Consider the following 21,712-nt stretch of genomic DNA (forward strand, 5'->3'; position numbering starts at 1 on the left):
CATCATCACGAAAAGTGCGGAAGAACCGAGAACTGACCCGGGTTTTTCATCAGGAATTGACCCAGCCAGATGCTATTTCAGGTATAGTTATGCGGGCGGTCAAGAAGGAGATCTGTCCTTTCTGTTTTTTGACGCGGCAGTGCTGGCGCGGAACCTGTAGCTGTCATTTCCTGTCTCGAGGATATGACAGTGATGGGTCAGCCGATCGAGGAGCGCCGTCGTCATCTTCGGGTCACCAAAGACCTCTCCCCATTCACTGAAGCTCAGATTGGTTGTGATGATGACACTGGTGCGCTCGTAGAGGCGGCTGAGCAGATGGAACAGCAGGGCGCCACCAGACGCACTGAAGGGGAGATAACCGAGTTCATCAAGGATCACGAGATCCAGGCGGAGCAGCCTGTCGGCAATCTGCCCGGCCCGGTTGGCGGCCTTTTCCTGTTCGAGCGCATTGACGAGGTCAACCGTTGACCAGAAGCGTGCCTTCTTGCGGTGATGGGTGATCGCCTGGATGGCCAGCGCGGTCGCCAGGTGGGTTTTCCCGGTTCCCGGACCGCCGATCAGCACGACATTTTCAGCACGCTCGATGAAGTCCCCGCCATGGAGCTGGCGGACCATGGGCTCGTTGATCTGCGTATCGGCAAAAGAGAACCCGGACAGGTCTTTGTAGGCAGGGAACCAGGCTGTCTTTGTCTGGTAGGCGATGGAGCGCACTTCGCGTTCGGCCAGCTCCGCCTTCAGAAGTTGCGAGAGGATGGGGATGGCCGCCTCAAAAGCTGGCGCGCCCTGCTCTATGAGGTCAGCCGTAGCCTGGGCCATGCCATACATCCGCAGTCCACGGAGCATGATGACAAGTGAAGCGGCTGCAGGATCATGACGCATGACGGCTGGATCAGGCAGGTTGGCGAGACGCGCTTGGTCTGTTCGACAAAACCGTCAAAGGGACGCCCCGGGACCATGAGGTGTGGACGCTCACTGGCATGGACCTCGGCGATGGTCCGGGCCAGTTCGATATGCTGCAGCCGTTCCCAGCAGTCCAGGCAGCGGGCTTCCAGCCAGGCATTCAGCGCCCCCAGATCCGCAAAGGCAGGCAGATCCTGCCAGATATGGCGCCGGGCATCCTGCACGGTCTTCTCAATCTGCCCTTTCTCCCATCCCGCTGCCGGATTGCAAAAAGTCGCTTCGAACAGATAATGGCTGGCCAGAGCCATGAAGCGCAGATTGACCTGACGTGCCTTGCCTGACCCAATCCGGTCCACGGCGGTCTTCATGTTGTCAAAAATACCCCGCCGCGGAACACCACCGAGCACGCGGAAGGCCTCGGTAAGCGCATCGAAAAGCATTTCGTGGGTCTGCAGGGGATAGGCCCTGAGTATGAAGGCCCGGCTAAAGGACAGTTTGGTGTGGGCAACCTGCAGCTTGACGCGATGCCCGGCAATCACCGCCCAGTCCTCACCCCAGTCGAACTGGAAGGCTTCTCCGGGCTGGAAGCGCAGGGGGACAAAAACACCTCGACCCGTTGTCTGGCGTGCCTGGTGCTGTTCGTGTTTCCATTGCCGGATAAAAGCGGCCACCCGTCCGTAGGAGCCATCATAACCCAGCGCCACAAGGTCTTCATGTAGTCGTCGCGCCGTGCGCCGGTTTTTGCGTGATCGGGCAGCTTCCAGGACGAGCCATCCCCTCAGCCTGTCAACAAATGGGTCCAGTCGGCTGGGGCGTTCGGGAACCTGGTACCGCGGTTCAATACTCTCCGCCCGGAGATATTTCCGGATCGTATTGCGTGACAGCCCCGTCCGGCGTTCAATCTCGCGGATCGGAAGATGATCCCGGCAGTGCCACCGACGGATCACACTCAGAAGCTCCATGTCAATCACTCCTCAAACCCCCAGCAGATGATGCCGGGGAGTGTGAAGGCATGGGTCAAATCTCAATGAAAATTTCCGCCCTACCCGGGTCATGTATGGATGCCCGCGTTCGTGCAAGCAGATGCGTTGAACAATAGAGGCGTGTGATCGGATGCGGTCATGTATCAGGCCTTTGGATGCGGTCTGAACATGACCACTGGCCGGTATGGGCTACGCGGATCTGGTGCAAATCAATTCTGCGAACTCGAGGTTCATTGACCCGAATGCTTTTCCAGACCCGTTCTTTCCGATCGTTTGTCCTTACTGCTCGACGACCTCCTCACACGCCGACGTACCGCGCGTAGTTACTCCCGACTGATTGTCAGGCGGCAACCGCGCGCGGATCCCTGAAAAACTCTTCCCGTGTTTCCATGGCCCAGAGCGAGCGGGCCATTTTATTGGCCAGGGCAATGGCAGCCAACTGACGGGGCTTGCGGCGCAGCAGCCGCCCGAGCCAAGTATCGGCGTCGGGCGTGTTTTGGCTGAACCAGCGAATAACGGACATGGCGCCGATGATGAGCAGGCGGCGGATGTCGCGTTGGCCCATTTTCGACGTATGCCCCAGAACCTGTTTGCCGCCGGACGAATGCTGTTTCGGCACCAGGCCCAACCATGCCGCGAAATCTCGGCCGCGCCGGAATGTCGACAGGGTGGGCGCGAACGCCTCGACCGCCATGGCCGTCACCGGGCCGATCCCCGGCATGCTCATCATCCGCTCCGTCCTGTCGGATTGACCGGCCTCCTGCCTGAGCGTCTTCTCCAATGCAGCGATGCGCCCCGAAATCTGTTCGATCTGATCGAGATAGATGCGGGCCGTCTCCACGACCAGAGGCTCAATCCCGGTTTCCGCCGTCTCGATGATCCGTCCCAATTCCTGCACGTTCGTGATTCCCTTGGCGGCGATGATGCCATGTTCCGCCAGGTGAGCCCGGAGCGCGTTGATCATCTGCGTCCGCTGACGCACGAACATGTCACGCGTCCTGAAGACCATCGCCCGAGCCTGCTGGCGTTCCGTCTTGGGCTCCACGAAGCGCATCGTCGGACGGCTCGCCGCTTCTGCGATGGCTTCGGCATCGGCCGCGTCGTTTTTCTGCCGCTTGACGAAAGGCTTCACATACGCCGGCGGCACGAGCCTCACGTCATGTCCGAGCGCACCGATCGTCCGGGCCCAAAAGTGGGCTGTCGCGCACGCTTCCAACGCAACGATGCACCGTGGCAGCTTCGCCAGGAATGTCGTTACCTGAGCGCGCGGCAGCTTCTTGCGGAACGCTACGCTTCCGTCTGCCCGAGCGCCGTGAAGCTGAAAAACCCGCTTTGCAAGATCAAGGCCAATAATGGCAACTCCGTCCATGGATGCCTTCTCCTTCCCGTGACGTTGAACAACAACATCACCTTGGCACATCTCGCGATGCCGTCGGGAGCGGGCATCCACCCCATCAGTTCTCAGTGAAAATCAACACTCGATCACAGCCTCGACCAACTGTAAGCTACCAGTCGCAGGCATAGGCGTAGAACTAGTCGTAGACATGGAACCCCGGCGTCAGACCAACGCCACCAGCCTATCCCGGACCGGCAACGCCGCTAACCCACGGGGTCTCCTTGCCGCTTACCAAGCGGCGTTGATCTCGATCCAGATATCTCACGACGATTGGCCCTGACGGGCCAGTGCGCAATGGCACACGCCAGCTATGTGGAAAGCGCGCGTGCCATGGCGCACACCCTCACCAACTGGCCTGGTTTTGCTCCGCCGCCATGGCCGATTTTTGCGCCGCCGTTGACAGGTTTAGAGTTATAGGTCCTGACGCACGAGTGCATAGCCTGGGTGACGAATCAATTTGTCGAAGTTTTGGCAAAGCGTATCAATTACTAGTTTGACGCGAGGGTTGCGATGGCGGGCGGCGCCATATATTGCCCAGACAGATATTTTTTCACTCTCGTTGGCTTCTTGGAGGAGCGGTATGAGGTGACCTTGAGCAACTTCATAATGCACAAAAAAGTTCGGCAGATATGCTATTGCCTCTCCTGAAACTGCATAGAATTTTGCCATCCAATAATCATGAACGCTGAATCGCACATTGTAATCGCCAATCCGCTGTCCGTCTGTGTCTTGAAGTAGCCAAGGCTCCGCTATTCCCTTGCGCGTATATTCTATGCCGGGCATTTCCCTTATATCCTCAACAGAATTAGGGGTTCCTAGCCGCTGCAGAAGTAGCGGACTAGCGTAGGCGCGATACCCAACATTGCCTAGTTTTCGACAAACGTGATGAGATGATGGGGCAGTGCCAACAAAAATAAGGCAATCAAATTCTGTTTGTTCTGGCAATGGAGTGTCACTAGGGTACATTCGTGTTTCGAAGGATAGCCCCGGATGCTCTCTTGCCAAGTACAAAGTTGCTGCGCCAATAATGCTGGTCCCAAACTCCGCACTTCCTAATATCCTCACTTTACCATTCAAGGAGCTATGGGCACGTTGAGCCGCACTTGCAGCCAGTTCGATGCTGTCAAATATACGGCCGGTATTATCTAGAAGGGCACGTCCAGAATCTGTGAGCTGCAAGCCTCTCTGAGAACGATGAAACAACTCAACTTCCAGCAAATCCTCCAGGCGGCGGATGCTGTGGCTGAGCGTTGCCTTTGGTACGCCGGAAATCATACCGGCGCGCATCAGGTTTCCCGTCCTCGCGACATGAACGAAATTGCTGATATCCTTGAATTCAACTTTGGTCGTCATGGCGGCCTGGGCTTTTCCAAACCTCGAACGGAAGGTCTGGTCAGTTGGTTTACTCCGGGTGGCAACGCGTTGCTACCAAATTATGACAGCGTTCTGTCTTCGGCAGGCGAGGTTAGCACTTTGCTGCCATTTTATGCAAGGGTGACAACAAAAATAGCTACTTAAGTAGCACTTGGTGGGGATTCCGCCCGAGAACGCTAAAGCGTGAGGAGGGTAGCACTCGGAGACCAACAGGTCGCTGGTTTAGTGCCGCGCTGAAGATGTCATTTTCAGCTCTGCTGCGGCTTTGGCTTGTTCATCTGTTCTGTGTGGCGGGTTTGGTCGGTTTGCGACGTCATCTTCTGCTCAAGCCGGGTCAGCTTTGGCAGTCTGGGGAGATTTCCGGCGGCCAGCGTCATGATGAAGCGAAACCGTGCGCATTCAATGCCGCGATAAACGGTCTGGACGGCGCCTCCGATGGTTTTGGCCCAGCCGAAAGCCTCCTCGATCCGTTTGCGGTGCCTGAGGGGACGAGCGTAGCCCTTGTACCCGGTGAGCGCAAGGGAAGGTGCGGTAAGTGGGTCCGTCGAAACACCAGCGGGAAGGGCGCTGTGCATCAGATAAGCCCATGCACTGCATTCCTTGGGGGCCCCGGCCCGAGGGCCGGAGTGGACAGGCCGAACGAAAGAGCCGCACCAGAGGGCGCGGCAGTTGCTTGTCATCGCTAGAAGACAAGAGGGTTCAGCTATGGGCCGGGGGTAGTCGTGGTCAAGGGCACCGTTGTGTCGTGCCTGCGTCGGCTTCCGGCTGACAATCACCGGGGATGCCGCCCTAGATAACGGCTCGGCTTGGCAGCACAGGGCCTGCGTAGGCACAGGCCCTAGGGCGTGTCGTCAGTTAAACGGGGGGCTTATGAAGCTTGTACTCCCGTTTGATCTGTGATGTTTTCTTCCTGTTTCTGGAACGGGGAGAGTGTGAATGCGACGGTATGGTCTGAGCGATGGTCAGTGGGAACGGATAAAAGATCTTCTCCCGGGTCGCGAAGGTCATGTCGGTGGGACGGCTGCGGATAACCGTCTGTTTATCGAAGCCGTGCTGTATCGTTACCGTGCAGGCATTCCCTGGCGTGATCTGCCTGCCCGGTTCGGGGACTGGAAGAACGTGCACCGGCGGCTGCGTCGCTGGTGCGAAGGCGGCGTGATCGAGCGGATTTTCCGGCATCTGGCTGCTGACCATGACAACGAATACATGATGATCGACAGCACCATTGTCCGTGCTCACCAGCATAGCGCGGGCGCCCGTAAAAAAGGGGGATGGATCAGGCCACCGGGCGGTCCCGTGGCGGACTGACCACGAAAATCCATGCCATTGTCGATGCCGCGGGAAAGGCTGTGGCTCTTTCCCTGACGCCCGGACAAAGGGCCGACATCACAGAAGCAGAGCCATTGCTCGATGAAGTCGATCCCGAGGTCTTCATCGCCGACAAGGCTTATGATGCCGATCCCCTCATCGAAAAGCTTGAAGAGCGGGGGATCACACCGGTTATTCCGTCAAAGAAAAACCGACGCAATCCACGGAAAATCCTCTTTTCGCTTTATAAAAAACGAAACATCATCGAACGCTTCTTCGCCAGACTTAAACAGTTCAGAGGTATTGCAACACGATATGACAAGCTGAAGTCAACTTTCCTCGCAGCCGTGCAATTCGTCTCCGCCATCATTGGAATTAACTGACGACACACCCTAGGCGAATGTCCCTTATTGATGCAAAAAAAGCCCTTAATTAGGTTACAAAACGCGATCGCGTTTTTATCAACGCACGGGTCTGCTTTCGCCTTCATCTCGGACGTATGGACTTCAGAACCCATTCTCGCAAAGCGGACACAAGCGATTCAGCTCTCGTCTCGAAAGAAGTTGACGTGATGTCCTCCCTCTGGATCCAATCGTCTTGGCCACGTAATTTTCTCAAAAAGATAGTAGTTAATCTCGGCACGTCTCACGATCGGTATTTGATTGACTTTCAAAAGGAATACAAATGAACGCGGCGCAAGCACGGCAGATTTTACGGGGATTGGATGAGGAGGAACCGCCAGTGTTGCCAGTTTCTGTCCTAAAAAATCTTAATGTAAATGATATTCCAGATGGTTGCGGATTTCAAATCGGTACTATCGAAGATAGCATCCATAAAATCGAGTGGAATGGCACCATCTACCGACGTGGCGCGAATTTGGTCGGGGAAGCCGATCATACATGGACGCGCAAGTATTGGTATTCTCCGATTGGTCTGGAACAGTATCTTGATCTTGTCCGTCGAGCCATAGAGGCACGGCAAAAATCTTGTGGCGACGTTGCGATAACCTATCAAGATGACGATGGGGCGTTGTCGCGCTAAGTTTCGAAATAATGACAACCGAAGCCAATTTGAGTTTGGCCTATGCTGCTATACTCAAAGTTAGCCATCAAGTCGAAGAAGCTGCAACTGCTGCGTCGGACGAAGTTGGCAAGCGGATATCAGAGATAGCCGCCCGCCTATCAGGCTGGGGATCAGAAAGTCTAGATAATCTTATTGATGCTGTAGAAACCGCATCGACAAATCAAGATAAGGGGCGTTCTTTAGAAGAACTTTGTAGCCGACTGTTTGAAACAGTTCCTGGCATGTCAGTCACTCAGCGCATACTTACTGAGACTGAGGAAATTGATATTTACATTGTAAATGGAAGTGAAGATTCCCGTTTCAAACGGGAAGGAGCAATTATTCTCGCTGAGTGTAAGAATTGGTCCGGGAAATGCGGAAAAAATGAATTTGTCGTATTTCGTTCTAAAGTTGAAAATCGTAGTCGGAGAGCAACACTAGGTTTTCTGATTTCGTGGAATGGGTTTGCTGAAACGATCACAAAGGAAATGCTAAGAGGTAGCCGTGAAGAGACATTGATTATACCGCTTACAGGTCATGACATACGTGAAGCAGTTCGGAACATGAATTTCCCTCAAGTGTTGGCAAAGACATGGGACGATGCTGTCTCGTTGTAAATTGCCACATATCGACATTTTGCATTGTTTCAGTGAGACGCAATCACAAAAATTGCAGGTCGTTCGCCGGTATATATGATAGAACGCATGCGTATAGATCGAGAATACCACAATATTTTCGGGAAATTAGGGGCTGTTATGACTGCACGCGAAGGCGCTTTTGAGTTCGACGAGAATGCAAGTCTTGACGAAAATCTATCTGCATTCGGAAGCCATATCAGCCAATTGGATGCGGCGCTTGCCGCAGATCTGTGTGACCGCTTTGCGATCTTGCTCGATGGAAAGTACAAGGCCGAGGAAATATGGGATCGATTACTCGATATCTGCGTCACACCGCCAGTAACGGAAGCCGCTGCTACGGCTCATGAGCAAACCGCGGCAGCAAACCCCAATGCGCCAGCGGTCGTACAATCTTTGCCCACTCCGCCCCCAACCGTGACAGGTTGGCTCCTCGAAGGCGTCTTAATCGAGGGATTCAGAGGAGTGAACAACGAAGGTCAGCCGCTCGAACTCAAACTTCACCCGACGAAAATCAACAGCATTTCTGCGGTCAACGGTGTTGGAAAGTCGTCCGTTTACGACGCAGTGCGCTATGCGATTACCGGAAAGCTGCCTTGGCTCGACGACCTTCCTGCTACCGAACGGGACAAGGATTATTACCAGAATCGCTTTCATTCTACCGGGCAATCAACCATCAAGCTTCAACTCGTCGCTGAACCAGGCTCCGAAAAGTGCGAGATCACGGTAATTCGGAACTCGTTGGGGCAGCGCGCGGTTAGTGCCCCCACACCGTGGGACGCGACAGCGATACTGGCTGGGCTCAATCGTGAGTTCGTATTTCTTGACGGTCCGACATTTCAGAAATTCATCGAGGCTGCACCACTGGCTCGCGGGCGTACCTTCTCTGGGCTTCTAGGCCTATCTGCATACAGCGACCTTCGCCAAGCACTGGCGGGTTTGGCAAACACTCGAGCCTTCAACAGTCATTTCGGCATCACTGCCCATACACAAGCTAAAACCCGTGAGGAACGGACAGTAGGCGAGTTATCAAGGGCGATTGCCAACGACTACGAAACACTGGTTGGTACCGCCATCGGAACATTGGATACGACGACTGCAAAAGAAAAGTGTAATGAAGCGCTGACCCAGATCGCCCCACTCAAACCGGTGTGCCAGGGAAAGGCGTTCGATACCATCAACATCGATGCCGGTATCGAGGCTATCAAAAATGCTGAGGGTGGACCGAAGCGCGAACGGCTCGGTGCCTGTATCCGCGAGCGTGGAGGCCTCGCAAAGGTCAACCACGACGCTCCCGACACGGCGCGTGCCGAGCTGTTGGTTACTCGCGCGACCGAGCGGGCGGAGGCACTGGAAAGAACCGCTGGCGACTTGATGCTCCAGCTTTATCAAGCCGGTACAAAGGTTATCGAAAGTGGACAGTGGGAGGACACGCACTTTTGCCCGCTCTGTGATGGAACGGCACCCCGTAGCCTAAAAGAACACCTCGCCTTCCGGCTTTCCGAATTTGAAGCATTGGACAAAGCGACCGCCTTACTTGCGGCCGAATGGAATGAAGCCGGGTGGACAGAGCTAACACAACTTGAAGCAGTCATTGAGACCGTTCCAGAAAAACGCCTGTTCTCTGGGCACCAGGCCCGTGCCGGATCTGGCACAATCACACAGGCTGAAGCCGAGACTTTGGTGCAATACTTGGCAACGTTGCGCTCGAAAGCAACGGAGCTTGATGAGCAACTCGAGAGGGAACAGGCTCAGCTCGAGCAGGAACTGCCACCGTCATCGGTGGAAGTTACCAAGAAGGTGGAGACCGCGCGACGTTTGCAGGAGAATTGGAACAAGCTCGATCTGTCACAGAAGGCATTGGTTGCAGAGCAAGCGAGGGAAGATTGCGTTGACCGGATCAGGATCTTCTTGAAGGGCACATCCAGCGCCTTTGCGACAGCTGAGGCTAGCATGAGCAGCGCCCGGCTTGCGGCAGTCGAACCCATCTTCAAAAGCTATTTCAAGAAGATGTCGTTCTACGGAGTGGAACCAGCTGTCTCCAAGAAGGTGAACAGCGAGGAACTCCGCATTAACCTTGCCCAGTTCTATGGGCTGACGAATGTCTCTCCGCAGGCGCTCCTCTCCGAGAGCTTTCGGAACGCCTTCGCTATATCGCTCTATCTGGCCGCCGCATCACTCTACGGCGGTCTGCCGAAATTCATCGTGCTCGACGACGTGACGTCAAGCTTTGATGCCGGTCATCAGAACTTTCTTGTTGAACTTATCAGGACAACATTTGCGCGCCCTGGCAACGCCGTGGGCCCACAGGTCATACTCTTGAGCCATGACACCATGCTTGAGAAGCTTTTTAACAAGCACACCGGCACAGGAACGTGGTGGCATCAACGAATAGAAGGATCGCCCCAAGTGGCCGTCCTTCCGCAAGCCGGAGCAGTCAATAAGGTCCGGGACCGCACAATATCAATGCTTCAGGCTGGTCAGGTCGACTTTGCCAAGGAAGGAGTGCGGCAATACCTGGAGTACCGATTAAGTGATCTCATCAGCAAACTTCGGATCCCTGTGCCGGTCGATATTGCCTTTAACGACGACAAACACCTGTCACATGAGTTTCTAAAAGCAATCGAGGCTGCGGTTAAGCTGCACAAGGCGGCCAATATACTCACGCTGGCCTCGGCACAGGAAGTTGGTCTTAACACCAATATGATAACGATTGTCGGAAATTTTCTAAGTCATTGGGGTACTGGCCAAACTGCAGCGTTCTCCGGCCCCTCCTTGCTTGGCGTGATGCAAGCCATTGACGACTATTGTGATTGCTTCACCTTCGAGCCTGCGCCTGGCGCGCCCCGACGATATTACAAGACGCTGTCGCAGCAGCAGTGAGGCATGCGAACGGAATTTTTGGGAAATCGGACAGGGACTTGCGCGGCAGGAATGAAGGCGTATTGCAGGCGAGTGGCTGCTTTTCCAACTCCATTAGGCGGCCGGCAAGCCCCCACTACCCTTCACTGACCTAATCTTCTTCGGCGAGAAGCGGCTCAAAGAGATTTTTCAAATCTTGATCGTCGAAAGTATCTTCCTGCACATCCTCACCGGTCACCGACAACTCTTCATCCTGCGCGGCATTTTCATTCACCTCTTCAATCCGGCTTTGAATGGCACGTTTAGCGCTCTCCACTGCTTGTGGGTTGTACCCGATACGATTGGCGAGTTTTTCAACAGTCGAAATGTAGTCAGAGAGAGTTGAATCTGAGTCCACGTGCCTGAGATTGTCACTTACATTCTCGATCATTTTAGGAATTGCCGTATTTATTTCATCATCGAACATATGCCCGAGATTGGCCTTGTTGGTGTCAATTGATGTTACAACGCGTTCGAGGTCATCAGGATCGAGAGAGCCGCCGAGCATCTTGCGAATGGCGTTCTCGATAGCGACGACCAACGGGCCTGTATCTTTTTTTTCGTTCTGAGGTGCAGATAGCAGGTTTGCGAGGATGGTGGGCAGCGTCCGAGCATCATCCCATGACTTGAATTGGTCTTTTGGGTCGGTCGCGATTGCAACCGCCTTTTCCAAAAATAGCTCATGTCCGCTCAACTTCCACCATAGAAGCAGCATATTGATACGGTCTGATGTTGTCGTGTCATAGACACGGAAATTGATAGGGTTCGAAGAAATACGCTTCCATCTCGGTATCGTGTCGAGGCGTTGCACAAGCGTCGTGAAACCCGCCAAAAATATCCTCCAGTCATCAGGCGTTAGGTCGGGTAACTTTTTGAACTGATCGACTATTCGCATCGCGCACGAGGGCGTGGGGGCTCCTGCCGCCATTGTTACCAACAATTTTTTGTCGAGCAGATAGCGGTAGAGATAATCACGAACGGACGGGTTAATAAATGATATTCGGCCGTTTGCGACGGCGATAAAGCCGCCTTCCAGCACTTTTACGCTGCTCTCAAAATCCTTAGCGTTCCAAGCTATGCCGAATTTCTGGCACAAAATTGGATGCAGCCCTTCAAATATTTCCTGAATATCTTCAATTTCTGCGCCGTATTGTGATCCAAAATAGAGAGAAAATAAAAGATGTTGACACCGACGTGGTATGTGGTTCTGGAATTGCTTGTCCCAGATTGACTCGGGATCATTTAGCTTATTAATAAATATTTCAGGATAATCTTCGACCGCCACATCTTCGATATGCGATGCGTCAGTCATCCATTCTACGATTCGTGGATTATAGCACTTGTGATCAATAATTTTCTTAATCGTTTCGGTATCATAGAGTGCTCGAATATGTTCGATTGGTACGCCAGCGACGACGAGATGATTGTAAAGAATTCGAGCCCGTATTCGGCGAGTATAAATACTTACATCAAGCTGATATTGCGCCACGTCGAGCCTGTGGTCGGCAAGGACATCGGACACAAGTTTCGCATGTTGAAAAACTGGTGCACGGGTCGTGAGAATAAATCGTGCTGTGGGCGTGCGACGTACTCGCGCAATAAACCGGCCAAGCTCGGTGTCTTGGGTAGATAAGGCTCTTTCGTCGAGCGCAATGCGACCCAAAAAGTCGTCAAAAAAGAACACCTGTCGGCGACTGTCATTTATCCGCGCAAATCCGTCGTCGAGACTTCGGATCGCGACGAGATCCCACTCTTCCCCGATGTACGCATACGCCAGCATTTCGGCCAAAGTTGTCTTTCCCACGCCTCCAGACCCGGAAATGATCAAAATGCGTTGGCTTTCGAGAACTTTTCGTCCCTGACCAAAGCTCGGGTTCTCGGCATAAACGTTTAGTTTGGCGGTGATCTCCGCTCGGGTGACTGCGTTGAAGTTATGTGATCCGGACTGCAAAACTCGTTCGAGGATCGCCATATCAGATAGCCAAAGTTTGACATGGCTTTTAGCGACATTGTCATGCTTTCGAAGAAGCGAGTTCAGGTCTTCAAAACCCAATATATCAGATGCGTTATTTAGGCTTGGGCCTATGCTATCCGCGAGCACCTTCTTATTAGCGGGCGTAAGAGAAACCGAAGTAACGAGAATATATCTGTCTGGCTGTATTTGATTGATCGATGGGCGAGCACTCCGCATTTGCCTTGCCAATGCTGCGAAGCCTGACTTGCGAAGGTGCTTCGCCTGAAGGATCGTGGTTGCTCCAGATTTTGCGTGGCGTCCGTCAACACCTCCATCGGGACCAGGGCCAAACCCCTCAAATCGACAAGCTAATTCCTCGCCCAACAGGTCTCGTGCAAGATCTTCAAAATCGGCTGGAGAGAGGGAGGTGAAACTGTATGTCACGATCTTACCGCTAAATGTGTCTAGGTCGATACGCAGCGAAGCGTCGCCAATGGTATCTGATCAAGTTAGTTCGAACGATAGCATATCCTGATGGTGGTCGCTTTCTACCGCCAAGCGAAGTGGCTCGAGTTGATCGGTAGCCGTCATTTGCATAAATGGCACAAAGGACTGTTTTCGGTCATATCTTTCCAATACCCGACATTCCGCTTTCCCCCCCCCTGATCTACCTGTCTCTCGGTGAATGCTCTCCGAAGTTAACATTGCCATACGAACCGCCCTAGAGCTTGTTTTAAAAATTAGAAACAGAGGCTTTCAGATCATAAGTTGAGATACTTGCCGGTCGCGCAGCATTCATCCTAACCTCGACCGATTTTCTTTGAACGGAACATTTTTGCTCTCTTTATTCGGCGCCTCGGTTTGACAGATGAGATGACACGTTCCTGTGAACGAATTTCGGCCAAGTCGTAAAAATGGCCTTTGATCCAACCTTCCAGGTAATCTCGCGCCCATTGAGCAAAATGATCGCCGGCAAGGGCATGCCTTGCAAGTTCGGCATCGATGACATGAAGGACTGTTTTCCAGTCGTCGGGTCGCGATCGCACCAGTTGCACCAGCAACCTGCCGATGACGCGGCTTTGTTGCCATGATGGCAACTTCAATCTCCATACGCCCCTCATGGTGTCGACCGAAACGGCAATATGCGAAAGCATATGAGCATTACGTCCACCGATAAATTGGATGGCGGCGTTGTACAATGCGAACGCCCGTAGGTCGTCTAATGCGAGCATATGGAGTAACGTTTGGGCGTTAAGGCTGAGATGGCCGTGGCGCATTGCTCCAAGTATGCCAACGCCGACCAGGTGCTGGTCGAGTGTGATCCGGCCATCTTCTACAAAGACATTTAGGACTACTTGAAGCCAAGCCCCACCTTTGACGCCCTGACTTGCTGCATATTGACGGAGGTTTAGGTCTTCCGAGAGAATGATAACATTCTCAGTTCGCGCGAGGTTGATGGGATCGAATATTTCTTTCGATCGGAAATTGTCGAAAAGCTTGTCTAGCCGATCATCTAGCGACCCGTCGACTGGCAGGATCTCACACAGCGTCTCAATGTTCTCAATGATCGCATTCACCCTTGCCAGCCGCTTCTCCGTGGCCTCAGGGCTATGGACCTCCCGCCATGCCTGTTCACCATCGAAGCCAATGGTCATGAATTCGCGGCCACGGGCGCTCTCAATTCTCGTCCGCAGTTCAATCATTTCGTCCATGGTCGAGCGTGCAATGCACAGCCTTCCGAAATAATCCTTTGCAGCTTGAAGATGCCCCAGTTCGTGCAGTTGCCAGACGGTCAGTGTGTCAAACGCAACACCTTTGCCGCGTGCCTGACGCACGAACATCGTAGCCTCTGTGCGCTCGTCAGCTGTACCAACGCAGGTGCGGAGATTGGTTCCGGTTCGCGTCATATGTTCAGCCAGTTGAAGGACCGAGCGGTTAGAGCAGGCGGCAATTGCTGCTAGCGGGACAGGGTGGGACGTATAGGCTGCGGCGATTACGTCATCCCTGTGCTGAAGTTCATGAATCACATCAAGGATCGGCTGTACGTCGCCTTCTTTTATACTCATCTCGAAGAGCGATCGCGCATTTGGGAACCGAGCCGCGTGTTTCGCCATGATATCTTGGAGCAGCCAGATATATTTGTGCTTGAGCTCTTTTATCCTGTAACGCTTTGAAAAGCCGATTTTTGCGGGGATTTCGATTACTTCGTTGAGAGATTTCCCCATCAAAGCAATTGCCAAGGGGTGGTCCAACGTAAACTGGTCAACCCCGAGAATCTCTTCTTCACTGATGATGCCGGTGACATTCTTGGCGCCGTCCAACCCTTCAAGGTCAAACCAGAAGTCAGTCTGTGCAGGGCCTGCCCGACCAATCGGAGAAGGCAGAGCCTCGTTCATTAAAATAATTGAAGGATAGGAAGATACAACGTTTTCATCGTGCCGATTGGTTGCGGCTACCCTATACGCAAGTCGTAGTGCTCGTGTGGTTTCCCCTGCGCGTCGATGCCAGTAAGCGAGCCGCATGAGATCGTTAGGAGAACCGTCTACCGCGTCGTCATCGATGCCAGCGACTAAATCCCGGGCTTCGTCTTCCTTATTGGCGCGCATTAGTGTGTGCGATAGCAGGAGGATGGCGCGCAGATCATTCGACACTGCAGACATCGCTGAGCGAAGGTAGCGCTCTGCAGCTCCGAGATCACCCCGATTGTACTCAGCCGCGCCAGCCAACCGCGCATAGAGCGGAAGAGCGATCACCTTTGGAGCAAGAGAGTGATAGAAAGGCGATGTCCTCGCCTGCGTCGGCGCGTTTGCGAAGGCGTGGGCAAGCCAAGCCAGCGGCTCTGATGGCCGGTCTATGCCAACAAACCCATCGAGTACGCTAATGATGTCATCCCAAGCCTCACGTAATAGCGAGAGCTGAGCGAACATCACTCTGTCCGCATAGCTTGTCGCCGAAGTAATAAGCGATCGCGTCTTCTCCGCCATCGCTCCGAGCGCTTCAGGTCTCGCTATCCGATAAATATCCGCCACAGCGATATGGGCTCCGACACCTAGCGGCCAGCGTTCGAGGAGTTGATCGACATCTTCGTCAAGGTTTGCGCCCATCCTACCAGCGTGCCGCGCGCGGAAGGCCAACACGTCGAAAAGCTGGCGCGCGGGAATCGGCAGTTTTTCGCGGCGCTCGTTGGTCGCTTCCTTGAGGACCTCCGCCCATTGGTGGAGGTTGCAAAGCACTACAAGCAGTGGAAGGACCGCATTGTCTGAAAGAAGGACACTGAACAAGAGGCGTTTGGCCTCGGCAAATTCTTCTAGATCGATAGCAACCAATGCCGCCGTCAGCGTAGCATCTGGATCCTTGGTCCCTGTCGCCAGAACCTGGCCTGCAATGAGTTTCGCTTGGTCCAAATCTCCCAGAGCGCGATAGGCTGTTACGAGATTATACCCCACCATGCACCAAGTGGGATGGGTCGCATGCTCAAAGTGACGAACCTCGTCCCAGCGGCGTTGTAGCAGTTCCGCTCCCTCGCGCAGTTTGGTCCGTTGATCGTTGCGAACAAATCCTAGGCGTTCGACGACGTCGCCGGAAAGAGCCTCGTCGACCAGAGCATCACCGGCCATCTGGATAGAGTTGCCATCCTGAGGGAAGCGTTCGAGCGTTTCGGCAGCCAGGGCCCACCAGCTTCCCGCAGCGCCTTTCTGACGAAGGTAGTTGATGCGGTGAATACGAACGTTATGGTCGTCCAGAAGATCCGGCGAGACCATCGCCATAGGATCTCGCTCGACACTGTCCACCGCTGCCACCTGGAATGCGAGCCCGGCAGCGCCAACATTGCTGGCATCCTCAGCGAGTGTATCCTCTGCAAACGTCCACGCACCCGTCAAATCTCCCTGGATGATGAGTGAGAGGATCCTGTTCGCTCGCATGCGTGGATCTGTCGGATTGAGGGCATAGGCTTCATCGAGAAGTGGGGCGGCATCGATTTCATCACCGAGCTTCATCCGGGCGATGGCAATATTGACCTTCACCCGCGCTCGGATCGAGACGACATTCTTCTCGTTGAGCGTATTATCGAGCGCTTGGAGCAATTCTAACGCGGTCCGTGGCCTTCCCGCGTTCAGCATGTCGCGATATTGGTCGATCTGTACGTCGAGATGCTGGTCGAAGGCACTGCGGGCCGTATCTATTGGCCCGATCGCAATCGTCGTGCGGATCTCCGCCAGACATTGTAGTGTCCGGTCATTCTGAGCGCGGATCTCCGCCTGCCCCGACAGCGTCTCGCTGCCGAGCTCAAGCAGGCGATTGGTCGATGAGCTGTAATCAGGGTCGAAGGCAGCAAGCGCTCTCGGGTTGTTTCGAATCTTTTCCTGAAGGGTGTCCCAGCCCCAGACTTGAATATCGACCTTTCGACCGAGCCTCGCCTGGTCTTGGCCCAACTCGATTGCAAGCATATCGTGAGCAGGTTCGTCTGTCGCGGTGGTGACGATATAGAATTCCGTCAGTGGCGGTTTGATACCCATCGCCTGATCAACCTCCTTGCGGATCGTCGTTTCGGCGAGCTTCGCGCCACGGGTGATGAGTTTGCACTGAATACCGACTGGTTGGCCTGGATCGCGCTCGCGTCTGCCAATCAGATCGAGGCCAAACTGCTTCTTGCCTCGCGTACCAAAGAGTTTGACATTGGGGTCATTGAGATGCTCCGCGAAAATCGGAATACAGTTGTTCTCGAACACCTTGTCGTCGGTCGGGATGTTTATGATCGTCGAAGAGGCCACGCGTCGGTTTTCCGTTTCCCTACAGAGAAAGTTGGGATCAACATGCTATTCTCAAGTAAAAATTAAGCGTCAATTTACGCCGAAGCGGCCGTGTCCACAATGACGCCTTCTACTTGAAGGCAGTGAATTCGATTGATCGTCGCCATTATAGACGGCGCTACGCATGGCAAATGTTGGTCATCTTCTATCAATAACCGACCTTCTGCTTCCTCAAAAAAACAGACCTAAATATTCCGTTGTTCAGTCCTGGAAGGTGCGACGAGATTGAAATGCTGGACATTCAAATTGGCTTCATGCGCTCGTGCCTGAGCCAACTCGAAAGCACTCTGCATACGCATCAGAGTATCGGCGCGTACTCCAAAGGCCTTCTCAAACCGAATGGCCATGTCAGCAGACAGGTTAGACCTTCCGTTTAGAAGAGCACTGATCGACTGACGCGAGACACCAAAATGTTCCGCAACGGTGTTTACCTTGATATTATAAGGCTCCAGTATTTCTGTCCTGATCCAGTCACCCACATGAACGGCCAGCGAGGCGTGCATTTTAAGCGCCATGATAATCCTCCAGTGTCATATCGCAGAGGGAACCCTGCTCGTTCAGGCGAAACGTCAGACGCCAGTTTTTGGTGACCGTCATTGACCAGATGCCTGCGCGATCCCCCGTCAATGGGTGCAACCCATAATTTGGAGGTATAGCGAGTTCGTCCAATGATGCTGCTGCATCAATGAATGCCAACATCTTTCGAAGTCGGGTCACATCGCCAACCAGACCTTTAGCATTACCTGTTTCAAAAAAACGGCGCAGGCCTTTGTGACTGATGCTGTCAATCTCCATAGATGTAATCTATAGCTTTACGTTCCCAATGTAAAGAGATGCTTTACATGGTAGAATTCCTATTGCCTTGAGCTTACCTAAGAGCCCCCTTCCCTGTCTCATTTGAGACGACCGTTCTCAGCAAGCCTGACAAGGTAAACTTACATCCGTTAATCTACTTTATCGGACATAGGGTCGCATGAAATCCTCCTCGCGAAGCCTTCCTAAAGCGCTGCGTTGTAACAATTCGATGATATTTTCTCACTCCAATCAAATTACGCGCGGCAACTGCTGTGCGTCCCGAAATCGAAGTTCCCGACTTAAACTGCCGATCGTTAAAGCCGATTTCTGCCGATTTGGAGTGTTGTAGTCGACACGCTAAAGGCAGACTTCAAGCAGTTTTAGAGAAGTTCTCACAGTGCACTTACATCTGTAGTATGTGACAAAGTGTTCCATCCGGTACAGGATATAAGCGTCCGTGCGGTGGCGCGTCGACGTGACCGACACACTCTGATAGGCGCGCCTCGCGCTGGTGGTTTACTGGGTATGGCTCGCCGTTGTTGAAAGGTTCGTTGGTTTCGTGGAACGCTATCCTGATTACATGTACGTCGATAACTGCTGGCACTTTGATGGGCGTTTTCCCGAGCATAAGTACTTCGTGTTTATAGAGGAGATTGGACCGATAAATCCGGAAGGGATAATGCGCCCGGACGAACGGCCATTCGGCGATAATATATTAAACGAGACACTCAGAGATCGGTCCTGGCGCATTCGCGCCAGCGGTATCAAAACCCAAGACTTCTACGAGAACATGTCCGAGTTCGAAGTATTGGACCACGATAACGTTACAGACGATCAGCGCAGGCGGCGGAAGAACCATCTGAACGAGCTATTTGGTGTCACAACGCTCCCTATTGTTGACATTTATCTAGGGTCGGAGGATGCGTTTCTTCAATATTCCAGAGATAACATTAACCCTGGAGCGTGGTATTTTGTGGGTGTAGGACAACCTTCAGATATAGGGATTCCCGTCTTTATTGGTGCTGCAGAGTTGCCCTCTGACCTGTATATTGATGGCAGCCTTCTACTTTTCATGGACATAATACCCGGGGTAGAAAGCCGGCTTAGGGACATATTCTCTCTGGTGCACATCCCTGACGCTGATTTTGGAGAAGACACTGGCGGCTCAACGGAACCGCTCCCCCCTGAACCCGGGGTTGGGCCTGAACCAAATCGTTCGGCGAAAGCTGATTTGAATCTTTCGCAAGCAGGAACGTAGGGCGCTAAGATGAGTGGTCGCTTCAGAGAAACCATTAGGAGCCCGGACGCGGTCGTTATTTCGGGATTTCAGCCTTTGTCGGCTGCATCGGAAATTCGAGGTGTCCGCGTTTTCGACGTCGGACAAGGAGACTCGATAGCTATACTGGCGGATATGGGAGGGACCAACCCAATGCCGCTTCAACTTGACTACGGTGGCAGCGCATACAACCCCTTCGTTAACGGCGCAGACGTCGATGCCAAGATGCCAGTGTCCGAAAATACGCTTGTAATGCTGACCCACTGGGACGAGGATCACTGGAAATCGGCATCGAGAGGAAGCCAGGCAAAGAGAGCCAAATGGCTGGTACCACGCCAATTGACTTCGCCGCGGGCGGTGGAATTTTCTGCGACAGTCGACGACATGCATTGCATTCCCGAAAAGTATGTCGGTCGATCAATTTCCTTCTCCGCGCGAAACGGCGACTACATTCTTGCGCAGAAGATTGGGTCGTACCCCGGAGCGCTTGCAGCGGACGAAGACTGCAATAAGAGCGGCGTCGCGCTCGCCGTTATTCGTGGTAAGAGCGATGGTGCCGAAGCCATCCTGCTTCCGGGTGATGCTCCTTTCGATACGATCGCTCCCTTTGTCAGTTTGGCGGCGCAAGGCGTAAAACTCAGGGCAATTGTTGCCTTTCATCATGGCGCAGGGACACACTGGACTGAGTCTACCGAAAATCTACTGCGGAACTGGCCTAAAGCGGACACTTTAGACGTGATATTTTCCTGCTCGCGGCCCAATGCCTACGGCCATCCCGACGAAGATCGATACACAACCCTCTTGCCGCAAGCAGCGATCCACAAGACTGTCCGCCTACGCTCAACAGCGGCGTTCATGGACATCCTGTTCTGACACGCAAACGGAAGCCTAGGTGTTTAATCCCGTGTTTTAATTAGTTCGAGTGATAATGAGAGCGTGGCCCCGATGCCGAAGGGTGATGAGGGGGCGTACCATCAGCATTGACGGGATATATCCTGAGCGCCTCGACATTCCCTCCTTCCACGACGGCCACGTCCGGCCGTCCCTTTTGTAGTGATTGCCTTGACGACACTCATTCCTCTTTGCGTCCCGTTTGAGCGCCGTAAGGAAGCAGCGCGGGGCGGTGCCACGTTTAACGGGGAGCAGAAGTGCTGGATGGCACATCAGGACAAGCTCGACGCTCTCCTGCCGTTCGTCCCTTACCGGTATCGGCCGGACCGTAAGCCTCCCTACATCCGTCCGTGGATGGTGCCGCAGGCACTGTGGGGTTTTAATCTGCGCGCCTTCCTGGCGACCGAAGACTGGAACCGGATCCGAAAGGATGCCTATGCGCGCTCCGGGTCCCGTTGCCGGGTGTGCGGAGGACGCGGACCTCAATGGCCGGTCGAGGCTGACGAAGGGTGGGCGTATGATGACGAGCGGCGGATCCAGACCCTCAAAGGGGTGATTTCCCTCTGCCCGGACTGCCATGGCGTGCGTCACTGGGGAAAGACTATGACCGAGGGCAGACAGGATGCCGCTTTGGCCTGGATGGCAGAGGTGAATGGCTGGAGCCGCTCCGAAGCAGCCCGGTGCGGAGACCAGGCCATGAAGCAGTGGCATACGCGCAGCCGCCATACCGACTGGCAGTGCGACATCTCCTGGGCAATCAGAACCTACAGTGTTGCGCCGATCAAGGACGGCGAAACGCTGGCCCACGAGCTAAACCGGAAATTCGTGGAGCAGGCGCAGAGCCGTGTTGGCGTCAGGGCCGGGAACGTCACGCACATTGAACATCTGATTGGCGAGCGATAGGAAGCTGCCCCCTTCCCCCCGCCGTCTGAAGGCCAACGTCCCATTCCAGACAGGTGCCTGATCTGACCCGTTACAGGCCCAGAGGCGGGACCCCGGCCCGATACAGACCTTCGAACAGATCCCCGAGCGCCAGACGCCGTCGCAAGGTCAGGCGTCGTTGAGCCAGATGATACATCCGGTCGTGCAGCAGATGGCAGCGCTGACACAGCGCGCGCAGATTGCGCAGCCGGTTGCTGGTGGGATCATGATTCAGATGCGCCGCCGCCAGGGACACTTTCGTCTGGCGCACCTGCAGAAGCTCGATCAGGTCCGGAGGTGAGACCCGCCTGCCCCGACCACTGAACCAGTGCCCCGTGTCCGGATGCTTCCATCGGCCTCCCGGTAAGACCTGAAGGTGATGTCCATGCAGCCGACCACAACGCTGACAGACACCCCCTGCCCGCTCGAACCGCACCTGTCGGCTCAGCTCGGGCCAGTTGGGAGGGTAAAGCGCTTTCAGTTCCGGTCGGATCGGCATTCAGTC

15 protein-coding genes and 2 pseudogenes are annotated in these 21,712 nt (G+C 54.1%); 7 read left to right on the top strand and 10 right to left on the bottom strand.

Annotation, left to right across the window (positions count from 1 at the left end; all coding sequences use genetic code 11):
• Positions 1-99 precede the first annotated feature (99 nt).
• From istB to HKD27_RS16470, 5 genes and pseudogenes are all read right to left on the bottom strand, one after another.
• Positions 100-879 (bottom strand): IS21-like element helper ATPase IstB, encoded by a 780-nt coding sequence (istB, locus tag HKD27_RS11985; protein ID WP_075624000.1) that lies wholly within the window; start codon positions 877-879, stop codon positions 100-102.
• An 8-nt stretch (positions 880-887) separates the two neighbouring features.
• A pseudogene (gene istA, locus HKD27_RS11990) lies at positions 888-1,862 on the bottom strand (IS21 family transposase); the annotation flags it as partial.
• Between the two features lie 361 nt (positions 1,863-2,223).
• Positions 2,224-3,252, bottom strand: a complete 1,029-nt coding sequence (locus HKD27_RS11995) for an IS110 family transposase (RefSeq protein ID WP_034928490.1) — start codon at positions 3,250-3,252, stop codon at positions 2,224-2,226.
• A gap of 438 nt (positions 3,253-3,690) precedes the next feature.
• Positions 3,691-4,632, bottom strand: coding sequence for a LysR family transcriptional regulator (locus HKD27_RS12000; protein ID WP_058988141.1), 942 nt, complete (start codon positions 4,630-4,632; stop codon positions 3,691-3,693).
• Positions 4,633-4,988: 356 nt separating this feature from the next.
• A pseudogene (locus HKD27_RS16470) lies at positions 4,989-5,165 on the bottom strand (IS5/IS1182 family transposase); the annotation flags it as partial.
• 424 nt (positions 5,166-5,589) lie between these two features.
• Between HKD27_RS16470 and HKD27_RS12010 the strand changes: the two are divergent.
• The 4 genes from HKD27_RS12010 (at position 5,590) to HKD27_RS12025 (ending at position 10,541) form a co-directional block, all read left to right on the top strand.
• Positions 5,590-6,344, top strand: a protein-coding gene (locus tag HKD27_RS12010; RefSeq protein ID WP_085948960.1) for an IS5 family transposase whose coding sequence is annotated in 2 segments (ribosomal slippage) — positions 5,590-5,926 and positions 5,926-6,344 — 756 coding nt in all. Because the reading frame shifts where the segments join, the coding sequence is not laid out codon by codon here.
• 301 nt (positions 6,345-6,645) lie between these two features.
• A complete protein-coding gene (locus tag HKD27_RS12015; RefSeq protein ID WP_061928575.1) occupies positions 6,646-7,002 on the top strand; it encodes a hypothetical protein in 357 nt (118 codons plus the stop codon).
• Positions 7,003-7,013: 11 nt separating this feature from the next.
• Complete coding sequence (locus HKD27_RS12020; protein WP_194689940.1) at positions 7,014-7,640, top strand: restriction endonuclease; 627 nt, start codon at positions 7,014-7,016, stop codon at positions 7,638-7,640.
• Positions 7,641-7,727: 87 nt separating this feature from the next.
• On the top strand, positions 7,728-10,541 hold the full coding sequence (locus HKD27_RS12025) for an AAA family ATPase (protein WP_194689941.1): 2,814 nt from the start codon (positions 7,728-7,730) through the stop codon (positions 10,539-10,541).
• 130 nt (positions 10,542-10,671) lie between these two features.
• Here the strand turns inward: HKD27_RS12025 and HKD27_RS12030 are convergent, their stop codons facing one another.
• From HKD27_RS12030 to HKD27_RS12045, 4 genes are all read right to left on the bottom strand, one after another.
• Positions 10,672-12,957, bottom strand: a complete 2,286-nt coding sequence (locus tag HKD27_RS12030) for an ATP-binding protein (RefSeq protein ID WP_167347195.1) — start codon at positions 12,955-12,957, stop codon at positions 10,672-10,674.
• Positions 12,958-13,313: 356 nt separating this feature from the next.
• Complete coding sequence (locus tag HKD27_RS12035) at positions 13,314-17,285, bottom strand: tetratricopeptide repeat protein (RefSeq protein WP_194689942.1); 3,972 nt, start codon at positions 17,283-17,285, stop codon at positions 13,314-13,316.
• Between the two features lie 224 nt (positions 17,286-17,509).
• Positions 17,510-17,839: a HigA family addiction module antitoxin gene (locus HKD27_RS12040; protein WP_061928565.1), complete on the bottom strand. Its 330-nt coding sequence runs from the start codon at positions 17,837-17,839 to the stop codon at positions 17,510-17,512.
• Positions 17,829-18,119, bottom strand: a complete 291-nt coding sequence (locus HKD27_RS12045; protein WP_061928563.1) for a type II toxin-antitoxin system RelE/ParE family toxin — start codon at positions 18,117-18,119, stop codon at positions 17,829-17,831. Before HKD27_RS12045 ends, HKD27_RS12040 begins: the two co-directional genes overlap by 11 nt.
• A gap of 511 nt (positions 18,120-18,630) precedes the next feature.
• Between HKD27_RS12045 and HKD27_RS12050 the strand changes: the two genes are divergently transcribed.
• The 3 genes from HKD27_RS12050 to HKD27_RS12060 all read left to right on the top strand — a co-directional run bounded on the left by HKD27_RS12050 (position 18,631) and on the right by HKD27_RS12060 (position 21,189).
• Positions 18,631-19,377, top strand: coding sequence for a hypothetical protein (locus HKD27_RS12050; RefSeq protein ID WP_194689943.1), 747 nt, complete (start codon positions 18,631-18,633; stop codon positions 19,375-19,377).
• Positions 19,378-19,386: 9 nt separating this feature from the next.
• Positions 19,387-20,268 carry a hypothetical protein gene (locus HKD27_RS12055; protein ID WP_194689944.1) on the top strand — a complete coding sequence of 294 codons (882 nt, stop codon included), beginning with the start codon at positions 19,387-19,389 and terminating at the stop codon, positions 20,266-20,268.
• Between the two features lie 282 nt (positions 20,269-20,550).
• Positions 20,551-21,189: a hypothetical protein gene (locus tag HKD27_RS12060; RefSeq protein ID WP_194689945.1), complete on the top strand. Its 639-nt coding sequence runs from the start codon at positions 20,551-20,553 to the stop codon at positions 21,187-21,189.
• 70 nt (positions 21,190-21,259) lie between these two features.
• On the opposite strand, the gene HKD27_RS12065 is transcribed toward HKD27_RS12060, so the two are convergent.
• A complete protein-coding gene (locus HKD27_RS12065; RefSeq protein WP_194689946.1) occupies positions 21,260-21,706 on the bottom strand; it encodes a hypothetical protein in 447 nt (148 codons plus the stop codon).
• Between the last annotated feature and the right edge of the window lie 6 nt (positions 21,707-21,712).

The sequence above is a fragment of the Gluconobacter sp. R75690 genome, assembly GCF_015244525.1.
Taxonomy (GTDB): Bacteria; Pseudomonadota; Alphaproteobacteria; order Acetobacterales; family Acetobacteraceae; genus Gluconobacter; species Gluconobacter potus.